Source organism: Fodinibius sp. GM21, assembly GCF_058386955.1.
The window spans coordinates 555446-579506 of sequence record NZ_JBYEIQ010000001.1 but is presented as its reverse complement, the minus strand read 5'-3'; the positions used below and the strand labels follow the sequence as shown (position 1 = coordinate 579506).

22 protein-coding genes are annotated in these 24061 nt (G+C 41.2%); 13 read left to right on the top strand and 9 right to left on the bottom strand.

The window, feature by feature from the left end:
• The first annotated feature begins 627 nt into the window (after positions 1–627).
• A complete protein-coding gene (gene lysS, locus ACT3IB_RS02260) occupies positions 628–2160 on the top strand; it encodes a lysine--tRNA ligase (protein WP_491537398.1) in 1533 nt (510 codons plus the stop codon).
• Between the two features lie 92 nt (positions 2161–2252).
• Positions 2253–3479, top strand: coding sequence for an FtsX-like permease family protein (locus tag ACT3IB_RS02255; protein ID WP_491537397.1), 1227 nt, complete (start codon positions 2253–2255; stop codon positions 3477–3479).
• Between the two features lie 163 nt (positions 3480–3642).
• Here ACT3IB_RS02255 and ACT3IB_RS02250 read toward each other — a convergent pair whose 3' ends face one another.
• Positions 3643–4575 carry a restriction system modified-DNA reader domain-containing protein gene (locus ACT3IB_RS02250; RefSeq protein ID WP_491537396.1) on the bottom strand — a complete coding sequence of 311 codons (933 nt, stop codon included), beginning with the start codon at positions 4573–4575 and terminating at the stop codon, positions 3643–3645.
• 181 nt (positions 4576–4756) lie between these two features.
• Positions 4757–6391: an acyl-CoA carboxylase subunit beta gene (locus tag ACT3IB_RS02245; RefSeq protein WP_491537395.1), complete on the bottom strand. Its 1635-nt coding sequence runs from the start codon at positions 6389–6391 to the stop codon at positions 4757–4759.
• A 155-nt stretch (positions 6392–6546) separates the two neighbouring features.
• On the opposite strand from ACT3IB_RS02245, the gene ACT3IB_RS02240 reads away from it, so the two are divergent.
• From ACT3IB_RS02240 to queG, 6 genes are all read left to right on the top strand, one after another.
• Positions 6547–7956 (top strand): GWxTD domain-containing protein, encoded by a 1410-nt coding sequence (locus ACT3IB_RS02240; RefSeq protein ID WP_491537394.1) that lies wholly within the window; start codon positions 6547–6549, stop codon positions 7954–7956.
• Positions 7957–7973: 17 nt separating this feature from the next.
• Entirely contained in the window at positions 7974–8978 is a 1005-nt protein-coding gene (gene pdxA / locus ACT3IB_RS02235; protein ID WP_491537393.1) for a 4-hydroxythreonine-4-phosphate dehydrogenase PdxA, read from the top strand.
• A complete protein-coding gene (locus ACT3IB_RS02230) occupies positions 8975–9769 on the top strand; it encodes a class I SAM-dependent DNA methyltransferase (protein ID WP_491537392.1) in 795 nt (264 codons plus the stop codon). The genes pdxA and ACT3IB_RS02230 overlap by 4 nt, the downstream gene beginning before the upstream one ends.
• A complete protein-coding gene (ftsE, locus tag ACT3IB_RS02225; RefSeq protein ID WP_491537391.1) occupies positions 9751–10434 on the top strand; it encodes a cell division ATP-binding protein FtsE in 684 nt (227 codons plus the stop codon). Before ACT3IB_RS02230 ends, ftsE begins: the two co-directional genes overlap by 19 nt.
• A 114-nt stretch (positions 10435–10548) precedes the next feature.
• Positions 10549–11238 (top strand): hypothetical protein, encoded by a 690-nt coding sequence (locus ACT3IB_RS02220; RefSeq protein WP_491537390.1) that lies wholly within the window; start codon positions 10549–10551, stop codon positions 11236–11238.
• A 45-nt stretch (positions 11239–11283) separates the two neighbouring features.
• Positions 11284–12243 (top strand): tRNA epoxyqueuosine(34) reductase QueG, encoded by a 960-nt coding sequence (queG, locus tag ACT3IB_RS02215; RefSeq protein ID WP_491537389.1) that lies wholly within the window; start codon positions 11284–11286, stop codon positions 12241–12243.
• On the opposite strand, the gene ACT3IB_RS02210 is transcribed toward queG, so the two are convergent.
• Positions 12240–12878 (bottom strand): RNA polymerase sigma factor, encoded by a 639-nt coding sequence (locus tag ACT3IB_RS02210; protein ID WP_491537388.1) that lies wholly within the window; start codon positions 12876–12878, stop codon positions 12240–12242. The genes queG and ACT3IB_RS02210 overlap by 4 nt on opposite strands.
• A gap of 282 nt (positions 12879–13160) precedes the next feature.
• Here ACT3IB_RS02210 and ACT3IB_RS02205 point away from each other — a divergent pair, with 282 nt between their 5' ends.
• Positions 13161–13649 (top strand): outer membrane beta-barrel protein, encoded by a 489-nt coding sequence (locus ACT3IB_RS02205; RefSeq protein WP_491537387.1) that lies wholly within the window; start codon positions 13161–13163, stop codon positions 13647–13649.
• 59 nt (positions 13650–13708) lie between these two features.
• On the opposite strand, the gene ACT3IB_RS02200 is transcribed toward ACT3IB_RS02205, so the two are convergent.
• The 6 genes from ACT3IB_RS02200 to ACT3IB_RS02175 are packed head-to-tail and all read right to left on the bottom strand — an operon-like array spanning position 13709 to position 19029.
• Entirely contained in the window at positions 13709–14620 is a 912-nt protein-coding gene (locus ACT3IB_RS02200) for a Ppx/GppA phosphatase family protein (protein WP_491537386.1), read from the bottom strand.
• The gene (prmA, locus tag ACT3IB_RS02195) at positions 14617–15459 is read right to left on the bottom strand and encodes a 50S ribosomal protein L11 methyltransferase (RefSeq protein WP_491537385.1); all 843 of its coding nucleotides are present in this window, start codon (positions 15457–15459) and stop codon (positions 14617–14619) included. The genes ACT3IB_RS02200 and prmA overlap by 4 nt, the downstream gene beginning before the upstream one ends.
• 23 nt (positions 15460–15482) lie before the next feature.
• Positions 15483–16469 (bottom strand): M28 family peptidase, encoded by a 987-nt coding sequence (locus ACT3IB_RS02190; RefSeq protein ID WP_491537384.1) that lies wholly within the window; start codon positions 16467–16469, stop codon positions 15483–15485.
• Positions 16462–17232 (bottom strand): SDR family oxidoreductase, encoded by a 771-nt coding sequence (locus tag ACT3IB_RS02185; protein WP_491537383.1) that lies wholly within the window; start codon positions 17230–17232, stop codon positions 16462–16464. Before ACT3IB_RS02185 ends, ACT3IB_RS02190 begins: the two co-directional genes overlap by 8 nt.
• A gap of 19 nt (positions 17233–17251) precedes the next feature.
• Positions 17252–18784: an amidase family protein gene (locus ACT3IB_RS02180; protein WP_491537382.1), complete on the bottom strand. Its 1533-nt coding sequence runs from the start codon at positions 18782–18784 to the stop codon at positions 17252–17254.
• Positions 18785–18804: 20 nt separating this feature from the next.
• Positions 18805–19029 (bottom strand): Sec-independent protein translocase subunit TatA/TatB, encoded by a 225-nt coding sequence (locus ACT3IB_RS02175; protein WP_491537381.1) that lies wholly within the window; start codon positions 19027–19029, stop codon positions 18805–18807.
• A 194-nt stretch (positions 19030–19223) separates the two neighbouring features.
• On the opposite strand from ACT3IB_RS02175, the gene ACT3IB_RS02170 reads away from it, so the two are divergent.
• From ACT3IB_RS02170 to rlmD, 4 genes are all read left to right on the top strand, one after another.
• Positions 19224–19478, top strand: coding sequence for a DUF2795 domain-containing protein (locus ACT3IB_RS02170; RefSeq protein WP_491537380.1), 255 nt, complete (start codon positions 19224–19226; stop codon positions 19476–19478).
• A gap of 64 nt (positions 19479–19542) precedes the next feature.
• Complete coding sequence (locus ACT3IB_RS02165) at positions 19543–21993, top strand: BamA/TamA family outer membrane protein (protein WP_491537379.1); 2451 nt, start codon at positions 19543–19545, stop codon at positions 21991–21993.
• A 73-nt stretch (positions 21994–22066) separates the two neighbouring features.
• Positions 22067–22609, top strand: a complete 543-nt coding sequence (locus ACT3IB_RS02160; RefSeq protein WP_491537378.1) for a cyclic nucleotide-binding domain-containing protein — start codon at positions 22067–22069, stop codon at positions 22607–22609.
• A gap of 32 nt (positions 22610–22641) precedes the next feature.
• Positions 22642–24051: a 23S rRNA (uracil(1939)-C(5))-methyltransferase RlmD gene (rlmD, locus tag ACT3IB_RS02155; RefSeq protein ID WP_491537377.1), complete on the top strand. Its 1410-nt coding sequence runs from the start codon at positions 22642–22644 to the stop codon at positions 24049–24051.
• Positions 24052–24061 lie beyond the last annotated feature (10 nt).

Below are 24061 nucleotides of genomic sequence, written 5' to 3'. Positions count from 1 at the left end.
CGATTGCTTTCCTTAGTTTGACCAGCAATAACTTTATTATTTCATGAACAAAATGCTACTATTTAAAGGTTTTTTAATCCAGATTATTGAATTGTAATCTAAACTATACTTTAAAAAGAACGTACTGAAAATACCCCAAATTCTACCATATTACTGAAGTAAAAAACTTGCAAATAATAGCATTTGAAACATCAATTGAATTTTAAATAAGGTTAAGTGCCTTATATAAAAAATGCAAATCAGTACGAAACTACTCCTCTCAGGACTTCAATTTCTTTCTCAAATGTTTATTAACCGTCTTTTATTAGTATAAGAATTGTATGCATTCAAAATACTAATTCCAAGTTCATACGTTATCAAAATCAGATTAGAAGAATAGATCCAAAATCATAGAAATAATATAACAGGCAGATTTCGATGATCATGGTCTCTTTGATATTGCTACTGTTAACTTTACTCTTCTTTACAACATTAACCATGCTGCTTTTAAATACAATTTTTCTATCCATTTTATGAATCTAAGAACATCAAATTATGGCTAAGAAAAAAATCACACTTTTGTCATGAATTCTTTATTTTTAGCGACTTAATAAACCATTGTAAAAACGAAATCAATTCGACTTTCTCATGAGCAATACTGAGTCCTCAGTAAGCGAACAACACGAAATACGTCTGCAAAAATTACAGGAACTCCGGGAAATGGGATACGATCCCTATCCCTATGATTTTGAGGTTACCCACAAGAGTAAACAGATCTTAGATCGACCAGAGTTCATTAAACAGGACGATCAGGATGAAGAAGACGTCGAGAAAGTTGCTATTGCCGGTCGTGTTATGACGCGACGCATTATGGGCGGATCTACGTTCTTCAATCTGCAGGACTCCGAAGGACAAATCCAGGTGTATATCCGCAAGAACGATGTTGGCAAAGAAGAGTATAATGAAGTCTTCAAACGACTTACTGACATTGGGGATATCGTTGGTATTAAAGGACATGTATTTAAAACCGGTACCGGTGAAACCACCGTCTATGCCAAAGAATTTACACTGCTCAGCAAAACCCTCCGCCCCATTCCTCTCCCTAAAGAAGTTGAAGAAGACGGTGAAACAAAGGTTTATGATGCTTTTACGGATAAAGAGCAGCGCTATCGTCAACGTTATCTGGACCTGATTGTTAACCCAGAAGTTCGCGATGTATTTCAACAGCGAACTGATATGGTCCAAGCCATGCGCGACTACATGAACGACAAGGGATATATGGAGGTTGAAACGCCCATCCTGCAACCTATTTACGGCGGTGCCTCGGCAGAACCTTTTGTGACGCACCATAACGCCTTAGACATGAAGCTGTATTTACGTATTGCCAACGAGTTGTATCTAAAGCGACTAATTGTTGGCGGGTATGATGGTGTCTATGAATTTTCGAAAGACTTTCGTAACGAGGGGCTTTCACGCTTCCATAATCCCGAATTTACCCAGGTTGAACTTTATGTAGCCTACAAGGATTATAACTGGATGATGGAGTTTGTGGAGAATATGATTGAATCAGTAGCAAAAGCCCTCCATGGCTCAACTACTGTTACGGTTGGCGATAACGAGATCGACTTCTCGGCTCCCTGGCCTCGTATCCCAATGTTTGAAGCTATTGAAGATGAAACCGGTAAAGATCTTTATGGCAAAGATTTAGAGGAATTAAAAGTAATTGCCAAGGACTTGGATGTTGAACTTGAAGACAGTTTTGGAAAGGGTAAAATTATTGATGAAATCTTTGGAGAATACGTTGAGCCAAAGCTTATACAGCCCACATTTATAACGGATTATCCCATAGAAATGAGTCCGCTTGCTAAAAAGCACCGCGAAAAAGAAGGACTCGTGGAACGATTTGAATGCATCTGCAACGGTAAAGAAATTGCTAATGCATTTTCTGAACTCAACGATCCGGTGGATCAGCGCGAACGTTTTGAAGAGCAGGCGCGACTGCGGTCCGAAGGTGATGAAGAAGCCATGGCGATCGACGAGGATTTCCTTCAGGCCTTAGAATACGGCATGCCTCCTACCGCTGGACTTGGTATTGGTATTGATCGCTTGGCTATGATTATGACGGATTCAGATTCCATCCGTGATGTCTTGTTCTTCCCACAAATGAAACCGGAAAAATAGTTTTACAATTATTGGTTATCGATTGTTGATATACTAATGGAGCATCCAAAGTCAGCAACCGATGAACTAATAATCTTTAACCAACAACACAAATGAACTTCGAGTGGTATTTAGCCAAACGATATTTCAAGGGTAAACGGAAAGGCTCCCGTTTTCTATCCTTTATTAAGGTGATGGCTATTACTGGTGTTGCCGTAGGTTCGGCCGGACTACTTATAGCATTATCGGTTGTTCACGGGTTTAAATCCGTTATCGACAATAAAGTCCTTGGTTTCGCCCCTCACGTAACCGTAACCTCGTTTGGAGGTAGACCGATAGAACGGGCTGACACCCTTTTAAAAGAGCTAGATGCCTATCCTGAGATCAGCGAAGCACAGGCTGTTGTAAATGGTCAAACCATGATTCAAGGTTCTGATGACGTTACCGGAACACTGCTTAAAGGTGTGGATAAAGAAGGAGACGTAACAGACATCAGAGATTACATAACGAAGGGAACCTACGATTTAAGTACCGACAGTGCCGGTCGTCCGGGAATCGTTATTGGTTCGAAGTTAGCGCAAACACTTAACGTGGATATAAATTCCACCCTCACCGCTTACACGGTTGATGGCCTGCCATCCCCGTTGAGTTCGCCCGAAATTGAACAGTTTCATCTTTCTGGAATCTATCAGACGGGTATAGGCCAATTTGATGATGTCCTGGCGTTGTCAGCCAGACCATATGTTCAGAAGTTTTTCCTCAAATCACCTGAAGAAGCCTCAGCCATAGAAATTCGTCTCAAAAACAAGTCTCAAATAGAATCTCTCGGTAAAAAACTGGATGGTCAACTCAGTTATCCTTATTTCTCAGAAACGATTTATGAGCGGTATAGCAATATCTTTGCATGGGTTGACCTGCAAGAACAGACGATCCCCTTTGTCATAGCTGTAATGATTATTGTAGCGGCCTTTAATCTGATTGGTACCGTATTAATGATGGTGCTTGAAAGAACCCGTGATATCGGTATTCTAAAAACCATAGGCGCCAGTGATAAAAGTATTCGAGGTATCTTTTTGTTGGAGGGATTATTCGTAGCTGTAGTTGGATTATTCATTGGAATTTTCCTTTCCCTGTCCTTTGCCTGGCTCCAGTCGACCTATCATATTATTCCGCTTTCTGAACAGAATTACTATATGGCCTATGCTCCCGTTGAGCCGCACATGCTCGACTTTGTACTGGTTACCGGCGTTACGCTTTTTCTCTGTGCTCTTGCCTCCTGGCTGCCGGCTCGCATAGCATCCAAAACCGATCCGCTTAAGGTTATTGCTTACGGGCGGTAGGGTTATCTATTCTGCAACAAAGCAGCGGAATGTGTATTCTTTTAAAATAAGGTTTAGAAGATCTGAAAAAGGTTCCCTTTCGTTTAAATCTATTAAGCAAACTGAATAGATCTCTACTGATAGCTAAGATACTTCCCACCTATTACACGGATTGTCAAATTAATTACTCTGTTTGTTTCAGATAGTCCTCTCGTAAATCGGCAATTAGTTTTCCATTCTCTGTTTTCCAACTGGTCCAACCATTGACAGTTTGTCGATCACTGCCAGCATCTTGAATGCCTGCTAATGCAGCATAGCTTGGACTGCTAAATTTTTGTCCCAATACTTCGAGCGAGCCATCGTCGTGTACTAATGCAGAGTATCGTTTTTGTTCACCATTTCTAGGATTATAATCCATAATTAATTGTTGATTAGCCGAAATAAAATCCTCTTCAATTAAATCTGAAATTGATACATCATACCTTGTAATGCCTTGATCTGATTCATCAACTCTATCTTCTTTTTCGGTATCGATTTCAGGCTTAAACTCTTCTGGAAATTCATATACAACGTTTGATGAGTTTTTAAACTCCACAAACTTAGAGATAACCCAGAGTTTTACATTATACTTTAAAGTTCTTGCCCACTCTTTTAAATCTGACGAAATATTGTCAATTGGAACTCCAATAACTGGTTCTTTTTCTATGATGTCCTGAATAACCTTTCGAACATTTAACTCTTTAATACCCAATTCTTGAAATTTTTCTTTAGCTGTTTCATCACTTGAATAAGTTTCTACTGCTAAATCTTGGATGATCTTTTTTGAATAAGGTTGAAGAGAGGCAATAACTTGTTTGGAAACTTGCGGTGCAATATGATTCCAAACAGTATGATGTAGTAATTCAGCTTCAACCAAATACCATTTCTTGGATGCTAAATCTATGGCAAATCCATCGGGAATAGTTCCTGCACCGTCCCCGGTCTTAATCTTCTTTTTCGGCAAATAAATAGATGAGGGGCCAAAAATATGTTCGTAATTTTCTATAACAACCTGCTCAAGTTCAGCCTCATCATCAAATGGTGACTTGATGAATTTTCTGTCATTTAAAATCAGCATGTCAATTCAATTTCATAAATTTTGGTATAACATTACTAAATATGGTCTCAAACTTGCAAGCGGTGGGGAGAGTCCAAGTGTAGAGCAAAGTTAAGTTGCAAAAAAAAATTGATAGCTTATTTGACTTCGGTTTACTTAATTCGGAATGACAATCATGTAGGAATTAGATTAAAATTTTTCCCTACACCTGCATAACACCGGTTTTAAATTCTTCGATATCGGGATTGTGGTTTGCGCATTTTATAGCATGAGAAATACGATCACGGGTATTCATCGGATTGATAATACCATCAACCCAAAGACGGGCGGCAGCATAACGAACATCAGTCTGGTGCTCATAACGTTCGCTGATCTCCTTCATGATCTCTTGCTCCTCCTCTTCTGTAATTTCTTTACCCTTCTTCTCCAAGGTAGAAACACGAATTTGGGTCAGCACTTTAGCGGCTTGCGTCCCTCCCATAACCGCAATTTGTGCTGAGGGCCAAGCATACATAAAACGGGGATCATAGGCACGTCCGCACATGGCATAGTTACCCGCACCATAGCTGTTACCAACCACGATTGTGATTTTAGGTACGGTACTATTGGATACCGCATTCACCATTTTGGCCCCATCCTTTATAATACCTCCGTGCTCTGCGCGCTTACCAATCATAAACCCGGAGACATCCTGCAAAAATACAATGGGAATTTTCTTTTGATTACAGTTCATGATAAACCGGGCTGCTTTATCGGCGGAATCAGAATATATAACACCGCCTACCTGCATTTCACCTTTCTTAGTACGTGTCACCTTTCGTTGATTTGCTACAATCCCCACGCTCCAACCGTCCACACGGGCAAAGCCCGTAATTAACGTTTGACCATATCCCTTTTTGAATTCCGTAAATGAATCTTCATCGACAATACATTCCAGAACTTTATTCATATCATACGGCTTGGTACGATCATCCGGAAAAACATTAAAGATTTCGGTTGCATCACGAGCCGGTTCTACCGAATCCTTTCGGTTAAATCCGGCTTTATCAAACGGACCCAGCTTATCAACGAGGTCGCGTACCGTCGCAAGACATTCCTCATCATCCTCCATCTTATAATCTGTAACCCCACTAATTTCGGTATGCGTAGTCGCACCGCCCAGGGTCTCATTATCCACCTCTTCGCCGATGGCCGCTTTTACCAGGTAACTACCCGCTAAAAAGACGCTGCCGGTTCCATCCACAATGAGCGCCTCATCACTCATGATAGGAAGGTATGCCCCACCGGCTACGCAACTGCCCATGATAGCCGCAATCTGTGGGATCCCTTCTGCACTTAGTCGAGCATTGTTTCGGAATATTCGCCCGAAGTGCTCCTTATCGGGAAAAATCTCATCCTGCATGGGCAGATAAACACCGGCTGAATCCACCAAATAAAGAATAGGAAGCTTATTCTCCAGCGCAATTTCCTGCGCTCGCAAATTCTTTTTTGCGGTGATGGGAAACCAAGCTCCCGCTTTCACTGTAGCATCATTCGCAACAATCACGCAATCACGCCCCGAAACAGTTCCAATTCCGGTTACTACGCCCCCGGAAGGACATCCCCCTTCATCTTCATACATCTCATATCCGGCCCATAATCCAAGCTCATAGAGTTGGGTTTCATCATCGATTAACATATTGATGCGTTCGCGGGCAGTAAGTTTTCCTTTATTATGCTGTTTTTTAATTCGTTTTTCTCCCCCGCCCTTTTTAATCTCCTCCTCAGTTTTATTTATCTCTTGAATAAATGACTTTAAATCCTGGGGAGATGAACCATTGGAATCTTGGGAACTCATAGATGCAATTTATTATTTTAGATAATAGTTGGAATCATTGAAGCATTTCAAAAATAACGAAATTTAGCAATCTCGAAAGTATTGATTCTATCTATTTCACCAAAAGTTCTTTAGTTTCCTTTTAGATTATAATCCACCAAAAAAGTTATCAGCTTGTGAAAAACTCCAAAAAGTACTTGGCGACCCTGTTCGTTATTATGTTCTCACTCATATCTGTTGCGGAGCTTTACGGACAGCGTAATGTCAGCTATCAAGATCTGGCTATGCGTCAACAGCAGCAGGCATCATTTGACTATCTCACTCTGCCAGGAAATGATGAGAATGGAGCTGTACAATTTGTCGTTATTTTTCATGTGCCTTACAGCTCACTTCCTTTTAAGAAAAACAGGGACCGCTCATCAGATAACAAATATTTCAGCTCCATGGATCTGATGCTGGAAGTTTTTAAAGCAGAATCCAATAACGACGAAAAGAAAAAGGGAAATATTTCTGTTGAGGGATTAGAGCCAGCCGGACGTGCTTTTTGGGCTGATACTGTTTATGCAAAAGACTATGAAAGTAGTCAGTCTGACGACCAGTTTTTAAATGGTTATATAAAAGTAAGTCTTAACCCCGGTACATATAATTACGTGTTGCAAATGAAACGAGGCGACCAGACCGATAGCCGAATTTCACGGACACAAAGGGTTAACATTACGTCTTACAGAGATAAAAAAACTGGTAGCATTCTTGTTAGTCCTACATCTACTGACAAGTCTGAATCGTCCCGTTTTATCCTAAACACGACAGGGAATACTGTTGATTATGCTCAAGATTTTTATGCTATTGCGTATCTACCACAGTATAAGGCGGATGAAACTTACACCCTGGATATTATCAAACTAAGTGCTTTGCGAGATGATACGACCAAACAAAGCAATGTGTTTTCAGAGAAACTGACAGATAAGCATATCAAAACAGATGTCCATCCCCAGTTGCTTCATGCCGAAGGAAAGCCTTATCTAAAGCTCAATGAAGCAGATAATGGCTATACTTATGCCATTTTTAAGGTACCCAATAGTGAATTCGAAAATTCATTATATCAGTTTTCGATAAAAAATACTGCCGGAGATATTATAGCCCGAGATACCTTTCGCTCTCAATGGAACGATATGCCCACCAGTTTATTAAATTTGGATATTGCCATTGACATGCTTCGATTTATCGCTAATAAGGAAACTATTCGAAAAATCGACAGTGGAACTCCAGCTGAACGAGAGAAAAAGTTCCGGTCATTCTGGAAAGAACGCGACCCTACACCAAATACCCAGATTAATGAACTGATGTCGGAATATTATCAGCGCATTGACTACACCTATAAGAATTTCACCACCGAAAATACGGTTGGCTACAATAGCGATCGAGGGGAAGTGTACATTAAATTTGGTCCACCACAAGATATCAATCGCAAGTTTCCCAAAGAAGGTGCGACAACAGAAATATGGACCTATCCCAATCGGCAGTTTGTTTTTAAGGCAACAACCGGTTTTGGAGATTTCAAACTTGTTTCCAATCAATCAAGATAATTGCGTAAACCTAAAGTATGCAGAAACGCATTGCCATAAGCATTGGAGATATAAATGGAATAGGGCCAGAAGTTGTAATCAAATCGTTGCGTAAACTCTCATTGGCAGATACTACGCCCATTATTCTGGCCTCAAAAAAAGCGATGGATTTTTGGCTCAATACCCTTTCTGTATCGCTGGATTATCATCATGCCCAATCCATCGACGAGGTGGTCGATAAGAAGATAAACTTACTGCAAACATACACAGATGAGGAAATCACAGTTAAACCCGGGGACTTTTCCAAACAATCCGGGAAGCACGCAATGCTGGCGGTTGAACAGGGAATTGCATTATGCACATCAAAACAAGCTCATGCCCTGGTTACCGCTCCAATATCAAAAGAAGCCGTAAACTTAGCGGGATATCATATACCGGGACATACCGAATTCTTAGCCGAAAAGACGGATACTACTGATTTTATGATGATGTTGGTGCACGATAACTTGCGGGTGGGGCTTGTAACCGGGCATATCCCCCTTTCGGATGTTGCATCCACCCTCTCTGCAGATTTGGTGAAAAAATATATTCGGATAATGCATAAAACGTTGCGAAATGATTTCAATATTTCGTCGCCTAGTATCGCTGTACTTGGTCTCAATCCTCATGCCGGTGACGGTGGCATCATCGGTACCGAAGAAATGGATATCATTACTCCTGTTATAACGGAGCTACAGTCCGAAGGACTCTCGGTTTTTGGTCCATATCCCGCCGATGGATTTTTTGGTAATAGAAAATATCAACAATACGACGGTATAGTGGCGATGTATCACGATCAGGGGTTAATCCCATTTAAGACCCTCTCTTTTGGCGGAGGCGTAAATTTTACTGCAGGGCTACCGATTATTCGTACATCGCCCGACCACGGTACAGCCTACGACATTGCCGGACAAAACAAGGCAAATCCTTCATCATTCATCGAAGCTCTCAACCTTGCTTCAAAACTTATTGAACATCGAAATGAACGGGTGAAACGAGGATGAGCACCGATAATACCAAGCAACAGCCACAATACTCCAAGCTGGCCGATATTTATGACGCAGTTATGGAGGATGTAGATTACGAGTTGTGGGCGGATTTTATCGATGCCATCATGCTGCAGCATCATCCTAATCCCGTAGATATTCTGGAGTTGGCTTGTGGTACAGGCTCTGTTTCTCTATTCTTGGATGAGCTGGAGTGCTATAACGTAGTAGGAACCGACAAGTCATCGCAGATGATCCAAAAAGCCCGTGAGAAAAATAAAACCATGCGGTGTAATGTCGATTTTAAAGTTATGGATTTTTTGGATCTGCAGCTCGATCGAACTTTTGACGCTGCTTTTAGTGTCTTTGACAGCATCAACTATATTCAAAATGCTGACGAGGTCCTTACTTTTCTCAATGAGACGATATCAGTCCTTAACCCCGGGGGATTACTCATTTTTGATTTTACCACGCCTAAAAATTCTATCCAAGCGATCGAATATCTAAATAACGAAGAGGGATATACCGATGACAACTATCGCTATTTTCGGAAAAGCAGTTATGATCCCGAGAATCAACTGCACGAAAACACCTTTCGAATAGAAAAACTGGGCGACGATCAGGAAACCGTTGAACAGGAATTCAGTGAAGTTCATCAGCAAAGGATCTATACCCTCCAACAAATGCTTGATATTATCGATCAAACAGCGTATAACATACGAGCAAAATACAGCGGTTTCGACTTTGAGGAAGCCGATGACCATAGTTTACGAATCACAATGGTATTACAATGTCCCAGCAATCAGTAATAGAATTTTCAAACGTAACAGTATCATATGACCACCAGTCGGTGCTCGACAATGTTAACTTTTCACTCGAAAACGGTGATTTTACCTATCTAATCGGTCAAACCGGCGCCGGTAAAAGTTCATTTCTTCGGCTTATTTATCGGGATTTATTACCTGATTCCGGTGATGTTCGCGTGGCCGATATGGATGTTACCTCCCTCCCCGATAAAAAGGTGCCCTATCTGCGGCGCAGGCTTGGTATCGTATTCCAGGATTTTCAACTTCTACCTGATCGATCGGTTTATGACAATGTGGCTTTTTCACTGCAAGTAACCGGTGAAAAGAAAAGTTACATCAAACAGCGAGTGCTCGAAGTACTGGGAATGGTTGGATTAAGCCACAAGCGAAAAAACATGCCCAATGATCTATCGGGTGGTGAAAAACAGCGTGTTGTTATTGCCCGGGCTTTGGCCAATGAGCCGCGTATTATGCTGGCTGACGAACCTACCGGTAATTTAGATCCCGGTGCGTCGGCTGAAATTATGGAACTCCTCAAACAGATTAATAACAGGGGTATGGCCGTACTTATGGTAACCCATGATTACGATACTGTAAAACAATATCCCTATCGCACTTTAAAATTGGAAAACGGGAAAATCAATGACATATCTCCTGATAAGCTATAAAAACGGCTCATAAATATATTTTGCGGCTTATATCTCATATTTGGGAAGGCCTGAATTTTTCGATTACCATCGATTGTAAAATGCCATTGAACTGTTCATAAATTCTGCTCTTTTATGAAATCTTTTAAGGCTTCCATTCTCATGAGCACCATAATATTTCTTTCTGCTTATCCTGTATCAGCTCAAAGCAGTACCTATGCAACTTCATCCATACAACCCGAAGCTATATCTTTAAAAAGCAATACTGCTGCATACAATCCCTCCATTTCTAGATTGTGGTTACAATTCGGTTCAGGTGTTGTACTAGGTGCTGCCGGTGGACTTTTAGGAGGTGTTGGTGGATTTGCGGCAAACGGCTTTAACAATGATTTAGATGCTATTGGTCCTGTGTTACTAGGAACTTCAATAGGATATTTAGCAGGTGGTGGACTCGGAATATATTTGGTTGCGAACTCTAGTTCCTATGATGCTTCTTTCGGGTATATCATGTTAGGCAATTTAGTGGGTGCCGGGGTTGGAATCGGAGGAACCCTATTGTCAGAGAATTCATTCAACAGCGACACTCCAAAAACATTGAGTGTAGGTCTTGCCTTTTCTGCTGTAATTGTCGGAGGAATCATTGCCAACAGCATGAGTATCAAAAAAAAATCTTCCCAATCAGCTGTATTAAATTTTTCAGGAGGTCATTCACAATTAGCAGTTCCTTCGATAGAACTTACCAAAACAAGCCAGATGAATAGCAGCAATTTGGAAATCCGCAATTCCTATTCTCCTTCGGTAAAACTGTTAAACATTTCTTTTTAAATACGTTACCTTTCATCAAAACAACGGTGTCAAATTTTTGGTGAAATGAATCTCCGAGAGCGGACCCAAAAAGTACGAGAATATGCCCTTCGACTAGGGTTTAATGCTTGTGGATTTTCCAAAGCCGGTCGGCTTGAAAAAGAAGAACGCCGCCTAAGAGAATGGCTGAACCAAGAGCGACACGGAACAATGGGCTGGATGGAAAATCACTTTGAAAAAAGAGTGGATCCTACAAAACTCGTTCCCGGATCTAAGTCCGTTGTATCAGTAATTGGCAGCTATTTTCACCCCGATCATGAACGCCAAATACAACAGAAGGATAAGCCCAAAATTGCCAAATATGCACAGGGACGCGACTACCACAAAGTATACAAAAAGAAGCTGAAGAAGCTTTTTGCGCAAACGAAAGAACTATTGGGCGGATTGGAAGGACGTGTTTTTGTTGATTCCGCTCCTGTACTAGATAAAGCCTGGGCGGTAAAATCTGGACTCGGGTGGATGGGCAAAAACTCAAATATTCTAAATAAAAATATAGGTTCTTTCTTTTTTATCGGTGAGATGATCGTCGATGCCAAATTTAACTATGACACTCCTGTAACAGACCACTGTGGCAGTTGTACCCGCTGTATTGATGCTTGCCCCACCAACGCCATCTATGAACCTTACAGGGTAGATGCTACCAAGTGTATCTCCTATCTGACTATCGAACTAAAAGAAGAAATTCCCGAAGAGCATCGTGATGATCTCGCAGGATGGATGTTCGGATGTGATATTTGCCAGGATGTTTGTCCCTGGAACCGTAATGCCACCTATGGTGAAATGGAGGATTTGTTTCCCCGGGAAAAAATTTTAGATCATGACATCAATTACTGGGAAGAGCTCGACATTCCCCAATATGATGCTCTTTTCGAGGGTAGTGCCATCAGACGTGCAAAATTTGAGAAGTATAAAGATAATGTAGCCGCAGCATCGCAAAGCCTGCATCAAGATAAAGAAGAATGTTAGAAGCGATGTCGCTTATCTTTAAGAGCTTTGTAAAGCAGTTCGCGAGCTCTGAATATATGCGCCTTCACCGTGCCTAATGGTTTATCAAGGAGATCTGAAATTTCTTTATAGCTTTTCTCCTCCATATGCCGTAACTCAATCACTTTTCGATATTTCTCAGGAAGATCATCTATAGCGTTTTGTACAATTTGTTTGCGCTGCTTTTTGATAATATCCCGGTCGGTACTGGCCGACTCGTCAGGCAGCTGCATCTCCATCTCACCATCCTTGGTTTTCATCGGCTTATCAATGGAGAGTGTTTTTAGCTTCTTCTTACGCAGGTAATCGATAGTATTGTTAGTAGCAATACGGTATAACCACGTTGAAAAAGCGTAATTGGTACTGTAGGTATTTAAGTTATCAAATGCCTTGACAAAAGCTTCTTGTACCAGATCTTCGACCTGTTCACGATCTTTCACCATTTTCAAGATATGGAAGTAGAGAGCACGCTCGTACTTGTCAACAAGCTTTTTATAGGCTTTTTCATCCCCTCCTTTAGCTTTTTTAACAAGTACATCATCCTCAAGGCTGCTTTCGGATGCATTTTCTCGAGGCGAGTCAGATGTTTGTGAGTTCGAAGCGTTTGAGTCAGACATTCCCACTTATGACAGGAAAACAATTACTTTGTTTAATTTGGGCTCAAACTTAGCAAAAGTGTCGCTTTATTCCCACTCAAATCATTTTTCCATTATCACTAATCTAAGACGATTAATAATATAGTTTACAACAAAATTGCCGATCATTACTTAATGAACCGTTTTAGTTAATACTCTTTTATGTGAGATTTAATTTTGATATTATCTTGGATTAAAGATTGAGGAAATTCCTTGTGGTCGAAATAAATAGAGGGATACCAACCATAACCAAATAAACATGCTATGAAGAGAATAATAAAACTATCAATTCTAACTTTTGGATTATTTTTTATTTACAGTTCTACTCTACAAGCTCAAGATTTCAAATTAGGTGGGGGACTTGTTTATGGAACTGAAGTTGAAAGTATTGGTGTTGAAGTCGGCGCTGTAGCGGGATTAACCAGCGACTTTAGAGGCGCTGCCGATTTTAAATACTTTTTCCCCGATTCGCCAAGTGGAGTTGATAATACCCTTTGGGAACTCAATGCAAACGTACATTACGCCTTATTTTCACAGGTCAACGCAAAAGTGTATGCCTTGGCGGGTTTAAACTATATAAGTCAGGAAGTTTCCGGAGGTGGGATTACGGTATCAGATTCTGAAGCCGGACTAAACCTTGGCGGCGGAGCAGAGTTCGGTTTAGGCTTTGCGAGCCTCTATGCCGAGCTAAAATATGCAATCAGTGACTGGGATCAAGTAGATCTTTCGGCAGGGTTGCGATTCGGTCTGTAATACAGGTTCGTGTATTTTGTTAATCAATGGCGTTTCTCCAAAAGAAACGCCATTTTTATTTATTTCCTATTCACTAAGATAGAACCATGTCGAATACCACCCGTTGATGTTACGAGTTTTTCAACATGGTACCCTTCCATAAATTCATTCAGTATCAGAAGTCCCGCTAAGAAAATATCAGCTCTCCCCTTCATTACCGACGGATACTTTTGTTCTAGTTTGGTCGATGTATATTCACAAAATCTTCGAATGTACTTTTCAAGGCTTGTTTTGCTAATAGGGTGTCCTGATAACATCTCGGTATCGTACGAACTTAGTTCTAAATCAATAAAGGCCAATGAGGTAACTGTTCCTGCTACGCCAACCAGGGTTGCCTGATTGGCAGTAGTGAACTCGTACTCAGCCAGCACGTTTTTAATCTCATCCCGACATTCCTGGATTTGAGAATCTGTTGGCGGATTATTTTTCAAAAATCGTTCTGTAAAACGGACACAACCCATGTCGTATGAATAACGATTTTGCAGTCGTTGTTCTCCATAAGCAACCTCAGTACTACCCCCACCTATGTCAATGATCAATTTGGGGCCATTAATAGTACCAAGCATGCTTTGGGCTCCCAAAAACGTGTATTCCGCCTCCTCTTCCCCACTTAATACTTGAATTTCCAATCCTGTTTCCTGCTTTACCAACTCAATAAAGTCAGTTCTGTTACCGGCATCACGGACAGCACTAGTTGCAGTCACAAAAATTTCATCCACTTCAAGATAGTTTGCGTTGACCATCTCCTGAAATTCCTTCAGTGATTCTATAACTCGTTGCATAGCTGCCACGGAAAGCTCCTTCTTCTCATCAACACCGGTCCCCAAACGCGGAACTTGCTGCTGCTCATCAAAAACTGTAAGATCGTTTCCCTGAACTTCTGCAACCAACAGCAGAACAGTATTTGTGCCGATATCGATTGATGCTTTCATACGATCGTCTTTTCTGCCTGAATAGCAATCCATTCATTTTCTTGTGGGATAGCCAGAACCTGATATGTATCTTCCAAGACAGGCAGAATGGATGATTTATCTTTTTCAAGCAGCCCAGAAAGTACCAAACCCCCTCCCTTTTTAAGAATAGCGTCCAAATCGGAAAAAATCTCAAGAATCGTGTTTCGTTCAATATTTGCCAAAACAACATCTGCCTTGCTTGGCTCTGACAGGACTTCCGAAGATCCTTTTTTTACTTCAACATGCTGATCTACCCCATTAAGTAAAATATTCTCCCTGGTGTTTGATATGCTCCATTCATCAATATCAAAAGCAAAAGCCTTACGTGCTCCGAGTTTTATAGCCGCAATCGATAAAATTCCTGTCCCTGTACCCGCATCAATAACAAAATCGTTATCTGTAATTACATTGGGCAGCAATTTTAATATCAGTCGTGTGGTTTCATGGTAGCCCGTACCGAAGGACATTTTCGGATCGATCTCAAGCAGGATTTTATCTTTTGGTGTTGTTTCTTCCGACCAAGTTGGTTTAATAAAAAAACGACCGACTGTTTGCGCCTTAATGGTCTCTTCCCACTGCTGATTCCAATTTTGATCAGCTACCACTTCTTCAGATTCGATAAATCCATCACCGGGATACGCAGCAAGCAGTGTATCAATACGCTCTCGGTCGCTAATACCAAAATCTTTTTTGAGAATATAGGTAATAACCTGATCATCACGCTGCTCAAATCCATCAAAACCTATATCAAAAAGTTCAGCTATAAAAGGCTCTTGATACTTATCAGCAATATGTATAACCAGTTTTAAATACTTCATTTTTGTGATTTCAGGAAGAAACTTTACTCTGAAACATTCAATCGATTATATATTAATTCCAGCAGTGTATCACCTACTCCATCCAGTGTTTTTTTGCTGATAATGGATAAGTCATCACCATGTGTATGCCAATAAGGAGCAAATTGAGAATTATCGGAACTTGGGTTATGACGAATGATATCAATGGTTGGGATACCGAGTATACGATTGATTACAACATGATCATCAGAAATTTTATTACCCACCTTTTGTATGAAAAGCTCTTCATAACCTTCTTCCTCAGCAATAGACCATATCTCATTAACCAATGCCGGTGCGAACTGCATGGAATAACCCTCCTTTGGGAATTGGGCATTTTGTCCCCCTACCATATCCAATAAGATACTAAAGCGGGGAGAATATCCATTAACAGGTGGATTGTTAGCCCAATGCCGTGAACCCAAAAAGTATTTAGACAAATCCCCTTCTTTCCCATAATCCTCACCGTCAAACAGTACAATATCTACCCCAATGGGTGGGGGATGCTCTTGAAAAAGTCTTGCAAATTCTAATAATATTCCTACCCCGCTAGCTCCGTCATCGGCCCCCAGAATGGGTTCATTTTGATTGCCAGAATCTTTGTCGGCACGGGGACGCGTATCCCAGTGGGCGCAAAGCATAATACGGTCACTGCTCTGTGGATTAAATGAAGCAATAATATTAGAAAGCGCCAGCGTATCGCCACCGTATCCCCTAGCAGTAAAGTTCTGAGCGTACACATATCGCCGGCCGGCGTATTGTTGAAGTGAATTAAGAAAATATTCCTTGGCTTGCTGATGTCCCTTTGAGTTGGGATTCCGAGGACCAAAAGCTACTTGGCGTTCTATAAAATGATAGGCGCTGTCAGCATTAAATGTGGGAACTTCGCGTCCCTGCTCTTCAAAGTTCAAACGCTTCTTTTCTCCTTCACTGCACGAGAAGAAAATTAAAGCAGCTCCAAGAAGAAGTAAAAAAATCCGAAAATCAGTCATTATCTCTATGCACCATCGTTGATGACGACTGAGCGACGGGCAAAACGATCGTGTCCATGATATTTACATGAGGCGGTCGATTAGCCATGAAATGGACAATTTCGGCGATATCTTTGGCTACCAAAGGTTTTATACCTTCATAGACTTCATCAGCCTGCTCTTTATCTCCCTTGAACCGAACTTCGCTAAATTCTGTTTCTACCAAGCCCGGAGAAACCATACTTACCCGCACATTGGTGCCATGCAGGTCTTTCTTTGTAGCTTCTGTAAATCCTTTCACCGCATGTTTGGTAGCACAATATACCGATCCGCCCGAATAGCTTTCGTGACCGGCAATAGATCCAATATTGATAATATGACCCCGGTTCCGCTCTTTCATTTGTGGTGAAATCAGGCGGGTCATATTTAGAACCCCTTTGATATTGGTATCAATCATGGTGTCCCAGTCTTCGTGATCAGCGTCAAAAACAGCATCCACTCCTTTGGCAAGCCCGGCATTATTAACTAGGATATCAATGGGTTCTGAAAAGCTATTTAAAAACTGTTGTGCTGCCTCACGATCTCTTACATCAAACGGAGCCAAAACAACATCAACATTAAAATGCTTCTCTAACTGTTGCTTTAACTCTTCAAGACGGTTTTCTCGACGTCCGTTTAACACAAGGTGACTGCCCGACTCAGCAAATATTTTCGAAATGGCTTTACCTATTCCCGCCGTAGCTCCTGTGATAAACGTCCATTTGCCCTCAATCCGATTTTGCATAAGAATATATTCAAAAAACTTAATTTAGCTGTTCAATTAATTTGGCCGCATTAAACAATTTACCCTCTTCGAATGCATTAGCCATCAATTGCATACCGTACGGCAAACCATTGGAATGAATCCCTGCAGGAACGTTAATGCCACAAATGCCGGCCAGATTGGCCGAGGTGGTATAAATATCATTCAAATACATTTGTACCGGGTTATCCTGATTTGCACCCAAATCGAATGCTGTAGTTGGTGCCGTTGGTGATACGATAACATCCACTTCCTCAAAGGCTTCGGTAAAATCCTGTTTGATCAAACGACGTACTTTCTGGGCTTTAGCATAATATTCATCATAGTAGCCAGCGCTAAGCACATACGTGCCGAGCATAATTCTGCGCTTAACCTCGGGACCAAAACCCTCAGTGCGGCTTTTCTTATAAAGCCTGATCAGCGAAGAATCCATATCATTCAGTTGATCAACCAACTGTTGCTTTTTTTCTCCCTTAGCCTGCTTAATCTGTTCTTCTAAAGCCTCTTGCTCTTCTTTAAGATCTTTCTCCACATCATCAATATCGGCACGGTGGCCATACCGAATGCCATCATAACGCGCCAAATTGCTTGATGCTTCGGCCGTAGCTAGAATATAATAGGTAGCGATGCTGTATTTCATGTGCGGCAGATGAATAGGAACCAGCTCAGCACCGGATTCTTCGAGGTCACTGAGTCTGCTATTGATGCCATCGCGTATCTCTTCATCCAATCCTTCACCAAAATACTCTTCCGGAACCCCAATTTTAACATTAGAGTCTAAATTTTCTGTGAATTTCGTATAGTCAGGCACCGTTCGACTAGAAGAGGTGTTGTCATTGGGATCGGGACCCGCGATAACCTCAAGGATCCGGGCGGCATCATCCACAGAATTGGTAAGCGGCCCGATACAATCAAAGGAAGAGGCAAAAGCTACCAATCCATGACGAGAAACCCTTCCATAAGTAGGCTTTAACCCTACCACGCCGCAATAGGAAGCCGGCTGTCGAATAGATCCACCGGTATCAGAACCAAGAGAAGCTGTACAAAATTCGGCGGCAACAGCCGCAGCACTACCTCCTGAAGAACCACCCGGGACTTTGGTAATATCAATAGGATTTTTTGCAGGACCGTAGATAGAATTTTCCGTAGATGATCCCATTGCAAACTCATCCATATTCAGGCGTCCCAATAAAATAGCATCTTCATTGCGCAACCGTTCTACAACCGTAGCATCATAAACACTTTCGAAATCAGAAAGAATATTGGAGGCACAAGTAACTTGTTTGTCCTTCTCACAGATAAGGTCTTTAACTCCGATTACCATGCCAGCCAATTTACCGGCTGTCCCATCCTCAATACGTTGTTGTATCTCACCAGCTCTATTAAGGGCTTTCTCTTTGTCGATGCTGACTACTGCATTAATTTCATCATTATGCTGTTCAATATTATCAATGTAAGACTGTACAATACCTGAAAGTGAAACATTACCAGACTTAATTTCCTGTTGGATCTGGCTGAAATTTGTAAAACTCAATGGATTAGAAATGGATTTAGTTAATTTTGCTGCTCTTTTTGTGTCTTTTCTTCAGAGTTGGAATTGGAATCCATACCTTCTTTTTGGCCTTCTTCCAGCTCTCTTTTTATTTCATTAGAGGCTTTTTTGAATTCCTTCATGCCCTGTCCAAGACCACGTGCCAATTCAGGAATTCGTTTGGCACCAAAGAAAAGAAGTATAGCCAGGCCGATAATCAAAATCTCCATTCCGCCGAAACTTCCCATAATAATTTGCTTTGATTTTAGTTTACAATTATGACAAGGGAAGATAAGAATAATTTATTAGACCTTTGAGTCATAAAAAGGAAAAAATAATTGCATTTTCCTTAAAAATTGACTTGAATTTAATGTGTCTAACCTTTTTATAGGTAGATAAGATTTTAGTAGAACTTTAACATATCAAAACTGTAACACATTTTATGATTTGGACTGTTGAATTAGCAGCCGTTTTAGATGAGGCGCCTTTTCCCGCAACCCGAGATGAGCTCATTGAGTGGGCTGAACGTAATGGGAGTCCTCAGCAGGTACTCGATAATTTATATGAACTAGAAGAAATTGAACAAGGTGAAGATGTTGTATATGAAGGTATAGAAGATATCTGGCCAGACTATATCGGTAAGGAGGATTTCTTCCACAACGAAGACGATGAAGGCTTTAATTACGACGATGTTTAAAAAGAAGTTGATCTGAAAAGAACTTATTTTTGCGGTTGCATGATTTTTCATGCAACCGTTTTTTTTGAATGATATAAGCCCAAATCTCTTGAAAGCTTTTTTCTCGCGCGCTCTTATAGGCTCAGTACTGCTCAGCGTTTTTTTGCTGATCCCTTTTGACAGAGGTGTATCTCAGAACCTAGCTACTGAAAGCGACACTACCGATAATGTTGTTCGTATTGTCCGTTTTGCCGGTAATGACAATGTAAAAGACAATACGCTTGAAACGTTAATCCGAACCCAGACAAACCGAGAGTTCCTGGGGATACCACGTTTTACTCCTTGGTATTTCATTTGGCAACTTACAAATAGTTGGGGAGAACCTCCTTCGTATCTAAATCGTGCAACAGTAGCCAATGATATTGAGCGCATCAAGCAATATTATAAAACGGTCGGTTTTTTAGAGGCTACGGTAGATACCAATATCGTTGAATTTAAGAAAAACAGGGTTGAAGTTTCTTTCCTTATTGATGAAGGACCCGCTTTTACTATTAAAACATTAGGATATACCGGCCTTCCTGAATTTAAGGAACCCCGAAAGATAAACCGTTTTTTGCGGGAAAGTTCTTTGACCGAGCAACAGTTAAACGACTCAACATTTGCTGTTAATAAGCAATATTCCGAGAATGAGCTCAATACAGAGCGTAACCGACTTATTAGTTTCCTGAAAAACAACGGTTATGCTGCCGTACAACGCGATTCGGTAAACTTACTGGTCAAAAGAGATACAACCAGCCCTAACCAGCTTGATGCCCTTTTCACCATTAACCCAGGAAAACAATACCGGTTTGGAGACCTTTATATTAGCCTTAGCGGTCCGGGCGATACCCTTCGTTACAATCAGCGGGATACTCTTCGACAATCTCCTTTTACCATCAACAATAGATCCATTTTTTTGGAAAAGGGAGAATCTGCCCAAACCAGATTTAAGCTATTAACCAACCAGGTATTGTTTAAGCCCGGCGATATTTTTGACCATTCGCTTTATATACGTACGGTCAATGAGTTTCAGAACCTTGGAATGCTCAACATTCGTCAGTTTGGGTTAAGTGAAGACGGGTCGCTGCCCGACTACTCCAAGGATGAAATCCCCGTCATGTTTTCATTGCAAACTCTACCCAAACATTCAGTAAACTTAAATCTGTTTGGGATGAGGCGATATGGATTTGGATCGGGAGCCGGCGTTACATACACCAACAATAATCTTTTTGGGAAAGCGGAGAACTTTCAAATTGGTGTGAACGGAAGTTTTGAATATGTAAGCTCTCAAACAGTTCGTGACATCGCCTCAGAAGCTGATTCCAGCTCACAATCATTTGATGGACGATTTTTTCAAAGCTTTGAAACCCGGGTAGAATATTCCCTGCCTCGTTTAATTTTCCCTTTTTCCTCACTTGATGATAACATATTCTTCTCAAACGGACGTACCAGATATTCACTTTCTTTTACCCGATCGAATCAGCTGCTTTTCGATATTAACTCGGATATCAGATTTAATCTTCGATACGAGGTGCAGCACAACCAGCGTTATTCCAGTTTTTTAGATCTTATCGAGCTCGATCTGCTTGACACCGATCCGTCACCTGAATTTAGTGAAGCACTTCGCAATCGTTTTGGAGAAGACTCGTTTCAGCTCCGACAAATTGAGGAAGATTTTCGACCCCAGGTTTCATCGATTCTCAGATATACATTTCGTAGCCAAAGAACTGATTTGATTAAAAGGGACCGCGGCTATTTTAGTGAATATTCTATCGCTTCCGGGGGTAACATTCCCTATCTGACAGATCAATTCATAGTTACCCCAGATACCCTTGAGGGAAATTTACCGGCTATTTTCCCCGGCAGCCAAAACAGTCTGGCATACAGTCGGTTTGTAAAAGGAACAGCTGATTACCGACGATATATTCCATTATCGAATAATGCAGTACTGGGATATCGGGGGTTTTTGGGATTAGCCCTGCCCTATGGACAAAGTAATACCATCCCCTTGAATCAACGTTTTTATGCGGGGGGCGCTAACGACATACGAGGATGGGATATTTACAGCTTGGGTCCCGGTAGTATCCCCTTAGATGATGTAACCATAAACGGCGGGCAAATAAAATTACTTTCACAAATGGAGATAAGACAACAAGTTATCGGAAACTTTTTATCTGCTGATTGGATTGCTGCCTGGTTTACCGATGCCGGTAATGTGTGGTATGGTCCAAAAACAAAACTATTTTCCAGCGACCCTTCTCAGGATGAACAGCAGCAAATCTCTGATAACACCAAGGAACAACTACTGGAATTGGGAAAGTTTCGTTTTGATAATTTCTATAAACAAATTGCGGTAGGTTCCGGTCTTGGCTTACGATTGGACTGGGAATACGTAGTCATTCGATTTGATTTTGCATTTCGAATCCACGACCTGCAACAGGGATGGTTTGAAGATAAAACCCCCTATTTTACCTTTGGTATCGGTCATTCTTTTTAACAATATCAATTGTTACCGTCCGTATAGCTTAGTAGATTATGGATCGGCCAAACCATAAATAAATTCATAAGGCATGTTTGGATCCAAGCAATTCAACAATTTGAAAAATAAGAGCGATCTTATCTTCCAGTCTCGTTTTCTTAAAAACTTGACGATGCTTGAGCGATCAGAGTTTTTGCAGTATTGTCACCGCAGACAATACAAAGAGAACGAATATATTTATTACCAAGGCGACCCCGGTACCGGCATGTACTTTGTTGAGGAAGGTAAGGTAGAGCTTATTGTAGAACCCGAACCCGGTACGCAAGACGAAGAAACACACAGCTATGTTATTGAATCTCCGGAAAGCTTTGGAGCCCTTTCTATTGGCTACGAACTGCGGCGAATTTCAAGTGCTAAATGCCTGACCGATTGTACCCTTCTTGGATTCTTTAAACCGGATTTTGAAACGCTCAAAAAACGGCATCCCACCATTGGCGTTAAGTTTATGGAAACACTAGCTATGATTGCAATGAAACAGCTCGAGATTACAACTAAAGAGCTCAAAAAGGCAAGTTCTGCTGAACGGGCCTTTTCGCTGCAATTCAAGACATATATGGAACCTGACCAAGAATAAAATCAATTTTTGAATTACACTAATAGCAGCAAATGGCTATAAAAAAAGGTGATGATGTAGAGCTTACCATCGACTCGGCGGCTTATAAAGGCAAAGGAATTGGTAAAATTGATGGGTTGGCAATATTTGTACCCAATACAGCTCCCGGTGACCGAGTAAAGGCGCGTATTATCAAAAAGAAAAAGAGTTACCGCGAGGCCAAACTACTTGAGGTTATTGAGCCCGGTCCCAATCGCATTGAACCCAAATGTCAGCATGCCCTAAACTGTGGCGGATGCAACTGGCAGCATGTCTCCTATAAAAAGCAACTTAAGTTTAAACGCGACCAGGTTGAAGATCACATGCACCGCATTGGTGGGTTGACAGATCTTGAGGTAAACCCGACCATTGGCTGTGATAATGAGTTCTATTATCGCAACAAAATGGAATATTCGATGGGTCACAAACGGTGGTTAAGCCGAGAAGAAATTAATCGCGATGAGTTTGTCAGTGACCGCTGCTTTGCGGCGGGCTTACATGCTCCGGGACGGTTTGACAAGATCCTAAATCTCAATGAATGTCATCTGCAAGATCCGATATCTTTCAAAATCCTTGACTTTGTACGCTCATGGTGTATTGAGTACGATATTGAACCATACAATCGCATTGATCATGAAGGATTTATGCGGAACCTAGTAATACGGAAGGCTCATCATACCGAAGACTTAATGGTCAATATCGTCACCTATAAGGATGATCAGGATGTGATGGAAGCCCTAACTCATGCACTGTTGGATGAATTTCCAGAAATTACGACCATTGTAAACAATGTGAATGATACCCGTTCTCCCACCGCAGAAGGACGATACGAAAAAGTTCTTCATGGGCCCGGCTTCATCACTGATCACATCGGTCCTTATCAATTTACCATTGATGCCAATGCTTTTTTCCAAACAAATACGGCCCAGGCAGAACGACTATACGAAGTTGCAAAATCCTTTGCTGATGTTAGTAAAAATGACATTCTTTATGACCTTTACTGTGGTGTAGGTACGCTTAGCCTTTTTCTAAGTGAATACTGCAAGCACATTATCGGCATTGAGTTAGAAGAAGTAACAATCAGTAATGCCAGGAAAAATGCAGAAAATAATGAGGTTACAAATGTCTCTTTTATTGAAGGAGATATGAAAGATGTATTTACCGAAGAAGTTACGGATGAGTTTGGTGAACCCAATTGTCTCATTACCGATCCTCCCCGTGCCGGCATGCATCCCGATGTCGTTGAACGACTCAAAGAATTAAAAGTCCCCAAGCTCGTGTATGTGAGCTGCAATAGCTCAACCATGGCTCGAGACTTAAAAGAACTCAATGAAGTTTACCAAATACAAGAAGTACAACCAGTCGACATGTTTCCACAGACCTACCATATTGAAACTGTTGCTAAGCTTCGTTTAAGGAATTAATCAAGAATTA